This is a genomic window from Lysinibacillus xylanilyticus (assembly GCF_001708185.1).
Taxonomy (GTDB): domain Bacteria; phylum Bacillota; class Bacilli; order Bacillales_A; family Planococcaceae; genus Lysinibacillus; species Lysinibacillus xylanilyticus_A.
This window is the reverse complement of sequence record NZ_MDDN01000004.1, coordinates 114,862-130,635: the sequence shown is the minus strand read 5'-3', so window position 1 is coordinate 130,635 and position 15,774 is coordinate 114,862. Positions and strand designations below refer to the sequence as shown.

General features: G+C 35.9%; 17 protein-coding genes and 2 pseudogenes. 14 read left to right on the top strand and 5 right to left on the bottom strand.

What is annotated here, in order from left to right; all coding sequences use genetic code 11:
- Window positions 1–126: 126 nt before the first annotated feature.
- Together BFJ97_RS10540 and BFJ97_RS10535 are read left to right on the top strand one after the other, a co-directional pair.
- A complete protein-coding gene (locus tag BFJ97_RS10540; RefSeq protein WP_068984607.1) occupies window positions 127–774 on the top strand; it encodes an ArsR/SmtB family transcription factor in 648 nt (215 codons plus the stop codon).
- Window positions 775–861: 87 nt separating this feature from the next.
- On the top strand, window positions 862–2,127 hold the full coding sequence (locus BFJ97_RS10535; RefSeq protein WP_068984606.1) for an MFS transporter: 1,266 nt from the start codon (window positions 862–864) through the stop codon (window positions 2,125–2,127).
- Between the two features lie 60 nt (window positions 2,128–2,187).
- Here BFJ97_RS10535 and BFJ97_RS25680 read toward each other — a convergent pair whose 3' ends face one another.
- Window positions 2,188–2,361, bottom strand: a complete 174-nt coding sequence (locus tag BFJ97_RS25680) for an IS3 family transposase (RefSeq protein ID WP_083226995.1) — start codon at window positions 2,359–2,361, stop codon at window positions 2,188–2,190.
- Window positions 2,362–2,775: 414 nt separating this feature from the next.
- Between BFJ97_RS25680 and BFJ97_RS10530 the strand changes: the two genes are divergently transcribed.
- Entirely contained in the window at window positions 2,776–3,474 is a 699-nt protein-coding gene (locus BFJ97_RS10530; RefSeq protein WP_254660154.1) for a hypothetical protein, read from the top strand.
- A 279-nt stretch (window positions 3,475–3,753) separates the two neighbouring features.
- On the opposite strand, the gene BFJ97_RS10525 is transcribed toward BFJ97_RS10530, so the two are convergent.
- A complete protein-coding gene (locus BFJ97_RS10525; RefSeq protein WP_068984605.1) occupies window positions 3,754–4,227 on the bottom strand; it encodes a DUF2975 domain-containing protein in 474 nt (157 codons plus the stop codon).
- 113 nt (window positions 4,228–4,340) lie between these two features.
- Between BFJ97_RS10525 and BFJ97_RS25825 the strand changes: the two genes are divergently transcribed.
- The gene (locus BFJ97_RS25825; protein ID WP_375199289.1) at window positions 4,341–4,571 is read left to right on the top strand and encodes a DUF7010 family protein; all 231 of its coding nucleotides are present in this window, start codon (window positions 4,341–4,343) and stop codon (window positions 4,569–4,571) included.
- A gap of 196 nt (window positions 4,572–4,767) precedes the next feature.
- On the opposite strand, the gene BFJ97_RS10520 is transcribed toward BFJ97_RS25825, so the two are convergent.
- A complete protein-coding gene (locus tag BFJ97_RS10520) occupies window positions 4,768–5,064 on the bottom strand; it encodes a tyrosine-type recombinase/integrase (RefSeq protein WP_068984604.1) in 297 nt (98 codons plus the stop codon).
- 75 nt (window positions 5,065–5,139) lie between these two features.
- Here BFJ97_RS10520 and BFJ97_RS10515 point away from each other — a divergent pair, with 75 nt between their 5' ends.
- The 5 genes and pseudogenes from BFJ97_RS10515 to BFJ97_RS10500 all read left to right on the top strand — a co-directional run bounded on the left by BFJ97_RS10515 (window position 5,140) and on the right by BFJ97_RS10500 (window position 9,659).
- Entirely contained in the window at window positions 5,140–5,712 is a 573-nt protein-coding gene (locus tag BFJ97_RS10515) for a hypothetical protein (protein ID WP_139114421.1), read from the top strand.
- Window positions 5,713–5,792: 80 nt separating this feature from the next.
- A pseudogene (locus BFJ97_RS25820) lies at window positions 5,793–5,990 on the top strand (hypothetical protein); the annotation flags it as partial.
- Window positions 5,991–6,299: 309 nt separating this feature from the next.
- Entirely contained in the window at window positions 6,300–6,926 is a 627-nt protein-coding gene (locus BFJ97_RS10510) for a pyridoxamine 5'-phosphate oxidase family protein (protein ID WP_254660161.1), read from the top strand.
- Between the two features lie 187 nt (window positions 6,927–7,113).
- Window positions 7,114–7,461, top strand: a complete 348-nt coding sequence (locus BFJ97_RS10505; protein ID WP_083226994.1) for a CPCC family cysteine-rich protein — start codon at window positions 7,114–7,116, stop codon at window positions 7,459–7,461.
- Between the two features lie 521 nt (window positions 7,462–7,982).
- Entirely contained in the window at window positions 7,983–9,659 is a 1,677-nt protein-coding gene (locus tag BFJ97_RS10500) for a multicopper oxidase family protein (protein WP_068984603.1), read from the top strand.
- 1,197 nt (window positions 9,660–10,856) lie between these two features.
- Here the strand turns inward: BFJ97_RS10500 and BFJ97_RS10495 are convergent.
- Window positions 10,857–11,780: a GNAT family N-acetyltransferase gene (locus BFJ97_RS10495; protein ID WP_223556419.1), complete on the bottom strand. Its 924-nt coding sequence runs from the start codon at window positions 11,778–11,780 to the stop codon at window positions 10,857–10,859.
- A gap of 270 nt (window positions 11,781–12,050) precedes the next feature.
- A complete protein-coding gene (locus BFJ97_RS10490) occupies window positions 12,051–12,308 on the bottom strand; it encodes a hypothetical protein (protein ID WP_068984601.1) in 258 nt (85 codons plus the stop codon).
- 262 nt (window positions 12,309–12,570) lie between these two features.
- Between BFJ97_RS10490 and BFJ97_RS10485 the strand changes: the two genes are divergently transcribed.
- The 5 genes and pseudogenes from BFJ97_RS10485 (at window position 12,571) to BFJ97_RS10470 (ending at window position 15,339) form a co-directional block, all read left to right on the top strand.
- Window positions 12,571–12,879 carry a GNAT family N-acetyltransferase gene (locus BFJ97_RS10485; RefSeq protein WP_068984600.1) on the top strand — a complete coding sequence of 103 codons (309 nt, stop codon included), beginning with the start codon at window positions 12,571–12,573 and terminating at the stop codon, window positions 12,877–12,879.
- 357 nt (window positions 12,880–13,236) lie between these two features.
- Window positions 13,237–13,674 (top strand): VOC family protein, encoded by a 438-nt coding sequence (locus tag BFJ97_RS10480; RefSeq protein WP_068984599.1) that lies wholly within the window; start codon window positions 13,237–13,239, stop codon window positions 13,672–13,674.
- A gap of 71 nt (window positions 13,675–13,745) precedes the next feature.
- Window positions 13,746–14,024, top strand: a pseudogene (locus BFJ97_RS23615) (IS1595 family transposase); the annotation flags it as partial.
- A 365-nt stretch (window positions 14,025–14,389) separates the two neighbouring features.
- Entirely contained in the window at window positions 14,390–14,608 is a 219-nt protein-coding gene (locus tag BFJ97_RS10475) for a phosphoglycerate mutase (protein WP_068984598.1), read from the top strand.
- 257 nt (window positions 14,609–14,865) lie between these two features.
- Window positions 14,866–15,339, top strand: a complete 474-nt coding sequence (locus tag BFJ97_RS10470) for an NUDIX hydrolase (protein ID WP_068984597.1) — start codon at window positions 14,866–14,868, stop codon at window positions 15,337–15,339.
- Window positions 15,340–15,774: the final 435 nt, after the last annotated feature.

The window sequence follows — 15,774 nt, the reverse complement described above, 5'->3', positions numbered from 1 at the left end:
GGCATAGTTGTCGTCTAGGCTAATGCGCAATATCCTCGAGGCTATTGTATTGACAATAGTAAAATTTAGAATTATTATTCAACTATTCAATAAATTAATTGAATAGTTTAAAGGTGGTCATCTGTATTGAATGAACGAAATTTAAAGGATTTGTTATATCAAGAGTTCGCAAGGATTGGAAAAAGTTTATCAAGTCCTAAACGATTGGAAATTCTTGATATATTATCACAAGGCCCAAAGTCTGTAGATGCTTTAGCCAAAAGTACGGATATGTCAGTTGCCAATGTGTCTCAACATTTAAAAACACTTTTTAATTCGAGATTGGTTAAATTTAAGAAGGAAGGAAATTTTGTTATTTATGAACTAGCAGATGAAGTTATTTCTGATTTTTTAATCACATTCCATGCTTTAGCAGAAAAGCAGCTTATCCAAGTTCAACAAATTAAAGAAGAATTCTTAAATGAACAACTTGGCTTAGAAGGAATAACACTTTCAGAGCTTATTCCTCGAATGGAGAAAGGTGAGGTTTTACTATTGGATGTAAGACCGAAAGAAGAATTTGCCGAGGCGCATATTCCAGGTGCTATTTCGATTCCTATTGAAGAATTGGGGGATACACTTTCGTCTTTACAAGTAAATTGTGATGTGGTTGCTTATTGCAGAGGACCTTATTGTTTAATGTCTGCAGATGCGGTAAAGATTCTTAAGGCAAACGGAATTAAGGCATTTCGAATGGAACAGGGCGTTAAAGAATGGCTACAATTTGCGAAATAATTAAATTAGAGTTGAAGTTGTCGAATAGGCTTAAAAAATGGGTATAATTTTAATCATTTATATTAAGTAGAAAGAAGGTGTATATAAGTGTTTGGTCAATCACAAGATTCTATTGAGAGTTATATAGATTCACCTGAAAAGCTAAAAAATTTATATAGGCGTGTGCTGTTTGTTGTGAGTCTTTCCCAAATATTTGGTGGGGCAGGGCTTGCAGCAGGGATTACGGTTGGTGCTCTTTTAGCTCAACAAATGCTTGGCACGGATGCCTATGCAGGGGTGCCCTCTGCTTTATTCACGTTAGGGTCAGCAATAGCAGCTTTTATCGTAGGTAAACTATCTCAACGTTATGGACGTCGTACAGGTTTATCGACAGGTTTTATTGTAGGTGGACTGGGGGCAATTGGTGTTGTAATTGCTGCCATGATGAATAGTGTCATTTTATTATTTGCTTCTCTACTAATCTATGGTGCAGGGACTGCGACAAATTTACAAGCTCGCTATGCAGGGACAGATTTAGCAAATAATAAACAACGAGCAACCGCTATCAGTACGACAATGGTTATGACAACATTCGGGGCTGTGGCAGGTCCGAATTTAGTAGAAATTATGGGTCAATTTGCTACTTCTATTGGTGTTCCGGCACTCGCAGGTCCTTTTATTTTATCAGCTACAGCTTTTATTTTAGCAGGTCTTGTTCTTTTTATTATGTTGCGTCCTGATCCATTAGAGATTGCAAAAAGGATTGAAGCGCATAAACAAAAATATGAACAAAAAAATAAGACGGAATCCTTTAATAAAGAAATCAATAAAAGAGGTCTTACAGTAGGTGCAACGGTGATGGTACTTACTCAAATTGTAATGGTTGCAATTATGACAATGACACCTGTACATATGAAACATCATGGTCATGGTTTGGCGGCAGTTGGTATTGTTATAGGATTTCATGTAGGTTCCATGTATCTTCCCTCGCTTGTAACAGGTATTCTTGTTGATAAAATTGGACGAACAGCTATGAGTATTGCGTCAGGAGTGACTTTGTTATTCGCTGGTTTATTAGCTGCATTCGCACCGAGCGATTCTATGGTTCTATTAATAGTTGCTCTTTCTTTACTAGGATTAGGTTGGAACTTTGGCTTAATTAGTGGTACTGCTCAAATAGTTGATTCGACAGAGCCTTCTACACGTGCAAAAACGCAAGGGAAAATTGATGTTTTAGTTGCACTAGCAGGAGCTTCTGGTGGTGCTCTTTCGGGGATGGTAGTTGCTAATGCAAGTTATGCAGTATTATCTTTAGCTGGAGGGCTTTTATCCTTATTACTTATTCCTGTTGTCATTTGGTCTAGAAAAGCTTGAGATTCCTCTAAACTATAATGAGAGACGAAATGTTGTAGATGTTTTTAAATACTCAAAAGTTTAATCTTCTATCATGGCGATTAAAGCAGTAATAATGATTTTGTGCCAAGTGTAACGCATTGAGTTTAACCACTTTGCGGCTTGAACCCTGAATGCTAAAGGGATCAAGCCGTTTAATCGTTTCTGGTAGCGATGGTGATTATAAAAATGAATATAGTCATCAATAGCTTGTATTAACTCTCCCTATGAATCGTACTTATTTAAATAATACTTCCTTCACTTCATTGTGCCCCAATATGCTTCAATCGGTTCGTTATCAGTATCGATCAACACGCGACCTTCTAATCTACTTATAAATTCTATTCCACAATATGATCCTTTCCTTGAATAACATTTTCAGTTTTATTGATCAAACTTTATTTAGAAACTACACCAACATATTGTGGTTCCAGTTTTTTTATTTGATACAATTAAGTAGAATGATGAAGTTGGCAATTAGGAACGGAGGGAAAGTTTGATTAAGTGGGATAGCGATGTATGGGGTAAGCTGAAAGGTCCGTATGGTTCTGCAGACAACGTACCTGTGTTATTGCAGCAACTGATGCAGGAGTATAGCCAGGAGTTTTTGACGAACTCTTTCAGGAATATTTGTTCCATCAAAACACGATATATACGGCTACTTACGCAGCGATGCCGTTTTTAGCACAGCTAGCATGCTCCACTTCGGATGCGGAAGTGCGCAAAGAACTGTATATCAATTGCGGTATCATCGAGGCAAGCCGTGATGGGAGAGATGAGGCACCATTCCCGGCCACATGGGCTGAACTAGCTGAGGATGTAGGTAGCTCTGTTTGCACTGAATTGTATAGAGAATATGTAGAGGCAATTGACAAGCTAAGGACGCTTACAAAGGAAGTGTTCGACTATGCATCCCAACAAACTATGGATGAGATAAAGAAGCGTTACATCCTTATGGCGGATGCTGCTTATCGCGGCTCATATATCCCTGCCAATATGTTAATGACGTTCAGTGAAGGTGATGAGTATGTCGCCGTCTGTCCGGCTTGCGAGGGAGAGGTTTATTTATGGCCTATTGAAGACCAAGCAGGAATTCTTCAAGCCTATGAACACGATCCCGTCTTTCACACGGGTCAAGAACCACAAGTGATTGTCCCAGTCACTTCATTTGCTGATGAAGAAGTACGAACATTAACGGAGCGGGCAGCAGCTATCGGAGAGCAAATATTGACCGAGCATTTGCATTATTTAGCGGGGGAAACAATATGTCCATCCTGCAGTGAGAAAATTTCCGTATGGCCGTCATTACTAAGCACCTTTTCAAAGTAGTAGCTATCTACAAGATGACAAGTCCTCTGCACCGAAACTCTTTTTCGAAGAACTTTTACGTAGTTGGAAGGATGAATGAGACATTTAAACAAATGAAAAGGGGTTTTTCTCCTCTTCCGAGATCATAAAAGTATCTTGTAAAAAGGAGAAATCACGATTTTGATATTCAACAATCGGGCGCAATTCTTGAAAAAGAATAGGCGCCAATTTTTCATTTAAGAGCCATTTAATTTAATAGGGAAAAAAGATATTATACCTGCAAAATAAACATCTGCATTTTTATTTCTTTTTTTCTAGGATATTTTTTAATGGCTTTTGAAGTACGTCCATAATGGCAGTGATGATAGCTGTTGCTAATATCCCTATTAGTCCAAGTGCTATTGGACCTGCTGGGTCATCACCCGTGAACATGGCATACACCCTTAAGTAAACTATTACTAATAAAATTAAGAAAATAATTGTAAAAGCGCATTTTTTTATAACCTTCAAGGATTTAAGGGATGACTCAGAAAAAGCGTTGTTACTATCGATATAACTCAATAGTTTATATGCTTGATACAAAGCTACAGAAAACGTAATGCATACTCCATACGCACATATTAACAACGGATATATCGAGTAATCTCCTGGACGCTCTATAGCATCTCTTCTGGCTGCTTCAGGCAACAAAAATATACACACGACAACTACCGCAATTCCAATAAGAAAAGCAACAACCTTTAAGAAAAAAGTTGAACCTAGTTTACCATTCATCTAAAGCACCTCACTGATTTAATGATTATTTGATTTTAATATAATGTTTATCGATTATCAATAAATTTATTTTGTTTTTTATTATATTATTATTGTTTTGAATATTGATTTGATTGTTATGTGGGAATCGTACGAGGTTTTGGTTTAACATTATTTTCGCGGCAGAGGGTTTAGCAATAGCAATTACAATTGCTGTCTGTAACGCTACTCGTCACACTGAACTTTTACCTGTCTTAATAGCTATTATTGTCGGTGTTCATTTTATCCCATTGGCCCCTCTATTCCAAGTTAAATTCTATTATTTTACAGGTGCACTCCTTTGTTTACTTGCTATTATTACATGACTGTTTGTGCCTGCGAAGATCACACTAGGGGGACATCAAATAAATGCATTTATGTCTGTGGTAGGCTTTGGCTCTGCCCTAATCTTGTGGAGAACTGGTCGGGCAATATGGTTAATGGGTAGAAGACTGCTAGGTATCGGTCCCGAAATAAATAACTAAAGAAGTGAGATGGTACTTTACAGCGAAAAAATATGCCCTATACATTGAGGGATAAAATTTTGTTGAGGTAAAAAAAGACTATGAAGATTTTTACTTCAACTAACTGGTGCGTTAATTGAACAGAGAGATATTTATTAAGGTGTTTCTCTGTTTTAAATAAACTAAAAATATTTCTGTTAAATTCCTTCCTAAGCTTTCCACTTAGTTGTGCATAAATCCGAGTAGTTTCACTTTTTTTATGCCCCATTAAACTTTGAATTACTTCAATGGGTGCACCATTGTTTAATAGGTGTCCAACAATCGGGCCATTTAATGGAATAATATTACCAAGCAAAACTAGATCTCTATGTTAATATTAGTATTAGATTATAAAAAATACTAAACCCGGGTGATAGTAGGAGAGATTGAGGTGATTTATTTGAAGAAAGCGATGACACTTCTGGCTTTCATTTTTATTGGCATTTTTATGATAGGCTCTTTTCCTTCGATTACAAGTGCTTGTTCGTGTGCAGATTTACCAAGTGTAGAAGAAGAATATGAACGTTCAAAAGCCGTATTTAGTGGGAAAGTTGTTGATATAAAAGAGAAACTAAGTTTAAAAGGATATACAACTAAATCAGTTCTTTTTGAGGTAACGAACACCTGGAAGGGTATTGAACAATCACAAATTATCATTACTACTGGTCAAGGTGGAGGCGATTGTGGATATAATTTTATAAAGGGAGAAGAATATTTGGTTTATGCTAACGAATCAATTATGTACGAGGCAAAATCGCTTGTATCAACCATGTGTGATCGTACCGGTGTGTTGAGTTCTTCACAGGAGGATTTGGAGGTACTTGGAGAAGGACAGCCCCCGATTGAAGAAGTTAATTTAAGTGGTAAACATAATAGAAATCATATATATATTTGGGCTGCAGTGGCAGTAGCTATTGGCATTGTTGTGTTTTTCATTTTATATAAAAGAAAAAGGTTGGATTAGTGGTTGAATAAAGCATTTTAAACATTGCGATTTATGTTGATAAATTTACTACCTCTCCAACGTGCTGTATATGGTAGCGACTTCTCGCTGGATTTGTTGTTCTCACTTCTATAAAAAAAGGTATGGAAAGTAAGGTCGCTTTTATAAAAGCAAATATGGAAGAAGAGGAAAATCCATCAAAAGCTAAATCCGTAATTTGGTGGATATGGAGTACCACTGCTTGGGGGATAGTAAGTATTTTTCTTGTTGTTTGGTGTTTTCATAATTACTTTGGATAACTGTTGGCTTCAAATGTGCTTAAAAAAACAGGTACTTTAGTATTAATTGTCTGAAGTGTTACTGTAATGTCTATTCTTGAATAATAAATACTAAATACATTATAAATTCAATAAACGTTCCCAAATGAAAGTTTGAAAACACACTTAAAGTCAACAAAATGAAGTTTAGTTATTCCGTAAAAGGGCGCTTTCATGGAATAAGAATTGCTCCCTTTTTGCTTTTAAGGTTCATTTAATTTAAGAAGAATGGTTTTATCAGTTCATATGTTAGTCTTAAATCGAAGGAGCGAAGTCTGTTTGAAACAAAATATAAAATTTAAAAATACTATTGAAACTGAAGAAGAATTACGTTCAATTATTGGATTTCCGAGTGATTTAGTAATAAGAAAGGTGATTACAGATTTAGACCATCATTGTTATGATTTTATTTCTAAGTCACCTTTTTTGGTGATTTCAACTTCTGATAATTTAGGTTTCTGTGATGTTTCACCAAGAGGGGATATGCCTGGCTTTGTTCGTGTACTAGATAATAAGCATTTAATTATTCCAGAAAGACCAGGAAACAAAAGAATAGATTCTATGCGTAATATTATATTAAATCCGAAAGTGGGTCTTTTATTTTTTATTCCGGGATTAGGGGAAACACTCAGAGTTAACGGTAAGGCTTATTTGGTAAAAGATGATGAACTACTTGAAAAGATGGCTGTTAAAGGACAAAAACCTATTGTAGGTATTGGAGTGGAAGTAGAGGAATGTTTCATACATTGTGCAAAAGCTTTTAAGAGGTCAAAATTATGGGAACCGTCTACTTGGGCTAATAAAGAAACATTACCATCTGCTGCTAAAATTTTATTTGAACACGCTAAGATTCCAAACTCTAGTGTTGATATAATTGCTGAAAGACTTCAGGAAAGTTATACAAAAAGACTTTATTGAAAAGGTGTTTTTCTTAATCAATGCTCAGCAATGATCTTCAAACGTTCGCTTTTCTGGAATAAGGAAAGTGCTTTTCATAAAGATTGTTGTTCCAGAACTTAGGTAAAGAGAATTTGAAGGGTTTTACCACAATTTTTGATAAATTAATGAGGATAAAGTTGACGGGTATGTTGGAGGTCTATGAAAAATGAAAAACGAAGAAAATAAGACAAAAAAATACGTGCCAAAAATAAACTACGATGATACAACTAACTGCGAACATGACATTGAATCTGATATAGTAGTTGGAAATTCACCATGCCCTTGCTGCGAGTTTATTACAATTCCGAATAATGGCGATGCCCCTGCTTACATTTGCCCCGTATGTTTTTGGGAGATGGATTTGTTTATTCAAAGTAATGTTGAGGCAAGTGACCAAAACAATGGCTTAACATTGACTGAAGCAAGAAAAAATTATCAAAGTTTTGGGGCAATATTGCCCATGTTAAAGAAGTCTTGCAGGCAACCAAAAGAATATGAATATCCAACAAAATGAAGGAGCAGATTCAAAGTTGATTGAAGTGGAAGACGGCGACTATGGGAGGGCGAGGGGACAGGTGAAACAAACAACGAAAGCGAAGCAAACGGGTTGGTTCACAGCACGCCCTCCGGAACGTGTCCGTCTGGAACGGAAATCAACGGTTTTACACTGTTCAAGAATCGGTTGCGATTGTTTAATGTGTCAATGTTCTTATTCAACTCCCATGAAAGAATTTAATTATCTTTCTGTGATGAGGTGCTGCTTTTTGCGCTACATAGATGGCTAACAGGTGATATGGATAAATGTACTCTCGGTTTCAAAATTGAAATATTTGATTACAAACATTTATCTCAATAAAAATAAATACCTTTAACGCAACTAACGGCGTCTTAGTAGAAAAATTCTGAGATTTTATGTTGTCCTTCCTCCTTTACCTAAACATTTTTATCTGCTTATACATTTAATAAAGTAAGTCATGTTGATTCTATGACTAACAATGACTATGGGATAAATTATTGATTAAGGAGGGAATTAATTTGAAATTAAAAAAGTTTATTGATGCATTACCGATTCCACCTACTATTAAACCAGCTGGAATACATGATGGAATCCCTTACTATGAGGTGTTGATGCAGCAGATAAAACAAAAGCTACATCGGGCCTTACCACCGACAACAGTTTGGGGATATAATGGTATGTATCCTGGGCCGACATTTGATGTTCTCAGGGACCTTCCAATTCTTGTGAAGTGGGAAAATAAACTACCTTTTACACACCTTCTGCCAGTAGATACTACTATTCACGGTGCTGAACCTAGTCAACCTCCTGTGAGAACGGTAGTTCACTTGCATGGGGGACGTGTTCGCCCTGAAAATGATGGATATCCAGAAGCATGGTTTACCAAAAACTTTGAAAACTTTGGCAGCAAATTCGTGCATGAAGTTTACTACTATCCGAATTGTCAGCGTCCGACAACTCTCTGGTATCACGACCATGCCCTTGGAATCACTCGATTAAATGTTTATGCCGGGTTAGCAGGGTTTTACCTTATTCGAGACAAAGAAGAAGAAAAACTAAATCTGCCCAAAGGTGAATTTGAAATTCCATTAGTTATCCAGGATCGTTCCTTCTATGATGACGGTCAACTGTTCTATCCTTCTCAGCCCGGACAAAAACCACCACCTGCACCACAACCACCACCTCCAATAGATCCTGATCTTCCGAATCCATCGATTGTTCCGAGTTTTGTTGGAGATACAATTTTAGTAAATGGAAAAATATGGCCCTACCTTAGAGTTGAACCGAGAAAATACCGATTTCGAATCCTCAATGGTTCTAATGCCCGCTTTTACCGTATGCGATTGAGTTCTGGTCAAGATTTCGTTCAAATCGGTACGGATGGCGGATTATTAGAAAAACCTGTACTGGTTTCTGAAATCATACTGGCTCCGGCAGAACGAGCAGATGTAATCATTGATTTTTCAAAACATAGAGGGCAAAATATCATACTGACAAATGATGCTCCGGCACCTTTTCCTGATGGAGTTCCTCCTTCTCCAGATCTTTCGCAAATTATGGAATTTAAAGTTAAACAAAAATCTTCCAAGCCGGATACAAGTACAGTACCTGAAAGATTAAGTTGCTTAGAAAAACTCGAACCTAAAGATGCTATATATGTAAGAAAAAACTTTTTAGTTGAAACTACTGATGAATATGGCCGACCGTTGTTTGAACTCAATAACAAGATGTGGGTCGATCCTATTACAGAAACACCATATAATGGAACAATAGAAATTTGGGAACTTTATAATTTAACCCCCGATACCCATCCAATACATTTGCATCTAGTTCAATTTCAGATTCTCAATAGAGCACCAATTACCGTGGATGAAAATGGGAATATAATTAAAGTAGGGAAAGCAAAGAAACCGGATCTGAATGAAATGGGTTGGAAAGATACCGTACGTGCAAACCCTGGAGAAGTTACCCGTATCATTGCACGTTTTGGGCCGTTTACCGGAACTTATGTATGGCATTGTCATATCATTGAACATGAGGATCATGATATGATGCGCCCTTACCAAGTACTTCAAAATCATGATTTTGATCCATGCATCCCTATTCCAGGCGTATGCCGGGACGATTCATTTACCCAGTGCTGCGACCAAGAACTCAAACATTGTGACTGTAAAAAGTATCATGGCGATGAGTGAGTCAAGTTCTTATCACCAACAATTTGATTATATTATTGTCGAAACCGGACCTGCTGGTGCTGTTATGGCTAAAACATTGAAAAATGATAAATAACGTCTGTTCTAATTCTTGAAGCAGGGGAAAATAATGAAGAATGCTATTGATTTTTCACTGGTACTCAACCTGATTGTTTTTTAGACTTTGTTATAATTCGCGAAAATAATATTCAACATTATTGGACATTCCCATACTATGGGTTGGATTTCTACAAATACACAACTTGAAGTTACAATTCATGAAGGTTTACTTACTTGTCATGTTGATATAATTCATGAACAAGAAACCCTACAGAGTTAAGTATGTAGGGTTTCTTGCTTCTTTTAACACTTTTTACTTGAACATATTCGCCCTTTTTTAGCTTACTTACTACTGCAGAAGTAGCGTTAGCTTCTTGGCGGATATTTAAACTATCAACCGTCACTCGACCTAGTACATCACATTAAAAAAGGCAAGCTTTTCAATGCTCACGTATTCTAAATGGCTCAGTCCTCTTGGGTTAATAAGAAAACATCCCCATTTGCAGCTGAAATTTTATTTGAACACGCTAAGATTCCAAACTCAGTGTTGATATAATTGCTGATAGACTTCAGGAAAGTTGTTTATAGACGCGACTTCGAAAAAATATGCTTTGCGATAGCATCTGAACTAGCAAAGTATTTAGGGAAATCTTTAAAACAATATACACCAGCACAACCAAAGGAGGAAACTAATATGGCAAACTCATTAACTTCAACCGCAAAAGAGGATTTAAAATCATTATTAAAAACGACATTTCAAAAAGGGGTTATAAAGGTTGACCATAGCGAAAAATTAGGCTTATGACAGATGAAGAGGCATTGAGCTTATTAATTTCTGTTGTACAACGTACGTTATAACGAATAACTATGACTAGATATTCACATTATTTTGTGATACTGGTCAATTTTTTATAAACAGAACGTTAGTTCAATAATATACACAAACAAACGTTCTTGATGATAGGTGGAAATGATAGTGGTAATAATATTAAGTGGACAGCAATGATGCTCCTTACGAACACTAGCCAGATGCTGTTTATACATACATGTATTATTCACTGTTGGCTCGGATGGATAATTAAATCGGTAATGTATTGAGGGAAATAGTAAAGAGGGGCAGTCCACCCCTCTTTTTGTTACCTAATTGAGTTTTGTGAAGTATCTTATTTCTTCTTTATCCGTATAAAATCCAACTGATTCGTATAGAGATAAGGCTGATTTATTTGTCGTTAGTACCATGAGAGTAGCTTTTTGTAGCTTATGAGATTGAAGATATTTCAAAGCCTGTGTAAGCGTAAACTTTGCAATCCCACGCTTTCTCCATGGTTCACGGACAAAAACGTCCTCAATTACACCATAGTCTTCTTCCTGCCATGTCATTAGTCCGCCGACAATAGTGTCTATTTGACGTATGACCATGGATGTCCATAACTTGTTATTTTTGTATTCAGATAACCTATTAAGACCAAGTGGAGCGTCTGGCCAAATTTCAGCTTCAATATCAAGGTAATCTCTTTCCTCGCTAGATGTCTCCATGCTCCAGTGTGAGAATTGCAACTCCTCCTGAAGTTTTAACTCAAGAATCGGTTCAGTCAAATCTCTATTCATGCTATACAAACTATTCAGAGGGAGATATCCTTTTTGGATAAAAAACTGATTGTTTGCTGTTTCTTTCGAATCGTTACCAACACAAAGTATTGTTCCATATTCTTGAGGTAAAGTTACCTTTAATTGCTTTGCTCTTGTGAAAAGATATTGATAGACTTTGTCGAGCAGAGTAATGTCCTGTTCTCTTTCAGAAATGGTTTTCAGATTAATATATATAGAGTGATTGTTCTCTTTTGAACGACCAGGAGGAACAACGTTAATGATGCTAACTTGCCCCTTAGCGACCATTTTCCCATCTTCAAATGCGCAATAAACGTTACTCCAATTATCTTCGTCCCCGACCCACCAAAATGTCGCGTTGTCTTTTGCTGTTACTGATTGGTACAACTCACCAAGTAAAGGCATATCCCCATGTTTGAAGTTACGAATGAAAAACTCTGTTGATGATTGGCTCAAAATAATACCCCTCTCAATAGTAGGGGGGTTCGCAGTTTAGAGGGCTAGCTATGCGTTTTCCCCTTGAAAAATTTGCCCTTTGCTAACATTCGTTTGCTCACAGTAAACTCCTCCTTTAACTATTATTACCATTTAAAATAACACACTTTAATACTTGTATCTACATATTTTTATCTCTATATTATTTTTTTTCACCAAGTATGTAATCGAATTTCGATAACTCACTAATTCTATTCTTTTAATAAACCTTCTATGACAAATTCAATTATCTTATCCTTCACAATTGGGAATATATAATCCCCATTTTATTTTTTGTGTAGGCGTAAACTCATCAACGACTGCATGATACCCACTATTACTCTCGGGTCCTCTTCGTTTTTCCTTCACCAGAAACAGCAGCAATGGCAAGATCAACTTTTTAGCTTTAAGTATCGAGGTATAGTTATATTGTGGATCATCACCATAACGTGTGGTTGATTTCCGTTCCGACTGGGCGCTTTCCTGGGGGCGTCCGATGAGCCGCTTCACTCGCGTTGCTCGCTCCAGGGTCTCGGGTCTACACGATGTAGGTCACGAAGGCGTTATCACAGGACGTGATGCTCTTAGCCTTCGTTCCTCTAGCGCTAATCCCCAAGGAGTCGCCCAGTCTCCACTCCAATCAACTAATATACAAAGCATACGTCTTAACAAATGTCATCCACAACTTTTGGTGATGAGCCTATATTGTGGAACTTTAAATTAAATTTTCCAAGTGAAGTGGTGTGGAAAAATTAGTTCAGGGGGAATTATAATGTTAATTAGGAGAGCAAAAATAAAAGATTGCAATTTTCTAACAAACTTAGCCTATAAATCAAAAGCCTACTGGGGATATACAGAAGATTTTCTACAACAATGTAAAGATGATTTGACTGTAACTAAAGAATACATAGAAGAAAATCCCGTTTATTTAATGGAGAGTGATAACAAGATAGTAGCTTTTTATAGCTTTACAATTAGTGAACGGAAATTATATGCATTGTTTATAGATCCTAATTATATCGGTAAAGGATTAGGGAGAATGATTTGGGGCCATTTACCAAATAAAGCAGAAGCCGTTTAGTTGAAGAAGGACATTTATATTTTAGAATAAAAAGATAAATAACTGGGATTAAGGAAGCGGTGAGATTAATAGCGCAGAACAAAAAGCATCGGGGAAATGACAAAGATTAACTGATATAACATAGCGTTTTGTGGAATAAGGAGATCACAAATCACGCTAATAATGAAAAATATTACTTTGAAATTAAAACTACACAAGGAAGATTCCATATCACTGCGACATGAGAAATAAAGAGGCCTAGATAATTATCGAGTTTTCTGTTTTATGTAGCTGTTAATACAAACAAACAGATTTAGTTAATACTAGAATTTGAATACAGGATATTGCAAAAAAACAAAAACAATGGAGGTATGAAATTTGAAGATCCAAAGAATAGATCATGTGGGTGTAATCGTAAATGATCTCTCTGCAGCTAAAGAGTTTTTTCTCGATTTTGGACTTGAGGTGAAAGGGGAATGGGAAATGGAAGGAGATTTAATGGGATATGCAGCTGGGCTTAATGACGTTAAAGTAGCGTGTGTAGGTTTGGGAACGACAGACGGTCAGACATGGATAGAGCTAATCAAATTTTATACTCCGGCAGATGAAAAAGATATTCAGCAACCCTTTGCAAATACACTGGGTATCCGACATATTGCATTTACTGTTGAAGATATTGAAGCTGTTGTTGCTAAATTGAAAAAGAAGGATACGGAAATCTTTAGCGAGATACAGCAATATGAAGAAAGTTATAAATTATGCTACGTTCGTGGTCCAGAAGGAATTATTTTGGAGTTGGCTGAGGAAATCAAATAAGTAATGTTAACTTGAAAAGAAAGTACGACTCTTTGTTACTTTCTTATTTTTTTGCTCTGTTAAAGGTTAATGTAGCTTGTTTGGGGCTTGTTGTGAAGACGAAAATTGACGGTATTATAGGCACTAAATTGACATCTAATAATGTAACTTGTAACAGAAGCTTGGAGAGCCTATAAAACGTATGCAAATGAAAAAAGGATAGAACACTACCGCATTAAATCAGACGAGTACCTTGCTTGGTTTTTATTTGTAGATAGTTATAGTAATGAAAGCACAAAACATAATATTAAAGAATTTCTTTTGACGTCCTTTGTTTTTGAAATGACAAAACCTATCGAAGTTTACGGTGATCGAAATTCAACGTGTAATGCTTATTTAACTATTAGAGATTTTACGGAAAATAGTGTCATTTACGGTGACTTTCCGTCAGATTTATGCGGATTTACAATGTCAAGGATAGAAAAGTACACAAATACGATTTTGGGAACGGGATTGGACTGTTTTAACTGGAATGAAAGTTACCAAACGAGGGTTTGGTAACTTGTTTACTATCAACTAAAAAATAACCCTATAAGATGACCTTTTTCAAGTACTTATTCTATAGGTCTCATTGTAGTCTGACGCTAGTGCATTTTTTCATTTAGTTAAACATTCCTATTATTTGGTAGAAAAGTAAATGCTGCTGTCATATAATTTATGATAAGAGGTGGTATAAATGTATGGATTAGACACAAGCAAAGAAGCAATAAATGTTGATTTGGCATTGATTAAATCTTGTTTGAGGCTGATTAATCAAACTGTAATTTTAAGCAAACAAAGAGGTAAAACCTTTACGGCTTCAGAAAATGAAGAGTTACATATGTTAATTTCCAAAATTGATAAAGAGTTGAACAAAGTTAAGATGAACATACACTATGGAAATAAAATTTACTAAAAGGTTGGTGGTACTATGAAATTTCTCTTTTGGGAATTAGACAACAAGGAAAAATTTATTCGTGCTTTATGGACGGGTTTATTAACATTAGTATTTTTGTGTGTGGTTTGTTGGTACTTCAATTTTAAAGAAGACTGTTCGATCCACTTGTTCTGAATGGCGATAACATATAAATAGAATCTCATAGAAAAGGACGCTTTGGGAACCTTAAGAATCCCAAAACGTAAGATTTATTAAACTAACAGTAGGTGATTTTAATGAATTATATAATGGATTTACGAAAGAAGATTGGTACAGCTCCCATTATCATGGTTGGTGCTTGTGTTTTAATACTGAATGAAAAAAATCAATTACTTTTACAACATAGAAAAGACAATCAATGTTGGGGACTTGCTGGTGGGTCTATGGAATTAGGAGAAAGTTTGGAAGAAGTTGCAGAAAGAGAAATGGTAGAAGAAACTGGATTAATTCCAATAAGTTTAGATTTATTAAAAACATTTTCAGGTAAAGATTTTTATTATAAATATCCTAATGGTGATGAAGTTTATAACGTAGTCACTGCATTTATTTGTAAAAATTATAATGGCTCTTTAAAATTCGATGAAAGCGAAGCAATAGATATACGATTTTTCGATTTAACAGACTTACCTTCTCGAATTAGTCCCCCAGATTACTTAGTAATTAAGGCGTTTTTAGAGACTCGTGAAAAAGGAATTTTGATTAGTAAATAATACATACCTATTCAAAATAACGTTCCCAAATGAAAGTTTGGATGCACATTAAATCCCGAGAAATGCTGTTAAATCAGTGTTTCTCGGTATTTCTTTTGAAAACTGTTTATACAACATTTATACAAATAGTGTAAATCACAGATATACCAATATTTTCACTCGATAGACTTGTTCTTCCTTTTGCATAAAATCACGTATATTTCTTAGCGTTGTAGATTCGCATTATTAGGACGAACCCTCGAAATAACGGTGAACCTTAACAGATCAGGTTCTCCTAATTTAACGACTCTGCATTGCAAGCTTCCGATTCCAAGTATGTCTATTTCAGTTTGTTCAAGAAAGAACCTCTCAGGAAGCGGACACTATTTATGTTGGGGGGAGTGAATACCTTGCCGCAATTGCTGCTAAATTAGTTAAAAACATATATGGTGAATA

Coding starts and splice junctions, on each gene's coding strand:
- BFJ97_RS10505 (WP_083226994.1), top strand. CDS start 7,114: ATGAAAAACGAAGAAAATAAGACAAAAAAATACGTGCCAAAAATAAAC.
- BFJ97_RS10470 (WP_068984597.1), top strand. CDS start 14,866: ATGAATTATATAATGGATTTACGAAAGAAGATTGGTACAGCTCCCATT.
- BFJ97_RS10485 (WP_068984600.1), top strand. CDS start 12,571: ATGTTAATTAGGAGAGCAAAAATAAAAGATTGCAATTTTCTAACAAAC.
- BFJ97_RS10525 (WP_068984605.1), bottom strand. CDS start 4,227: ATGAATGGTAAACTAGGTTCAACTTTTTTCTTAAAGGTTGTTGCTTTT.
- BFJ97_RS10475 (WP_068984598.1), top strand. CDS start 14,390: ATGTATGGATTAGACACAAGCAAAGAAGCAATAAATGTTGATTTGGCA.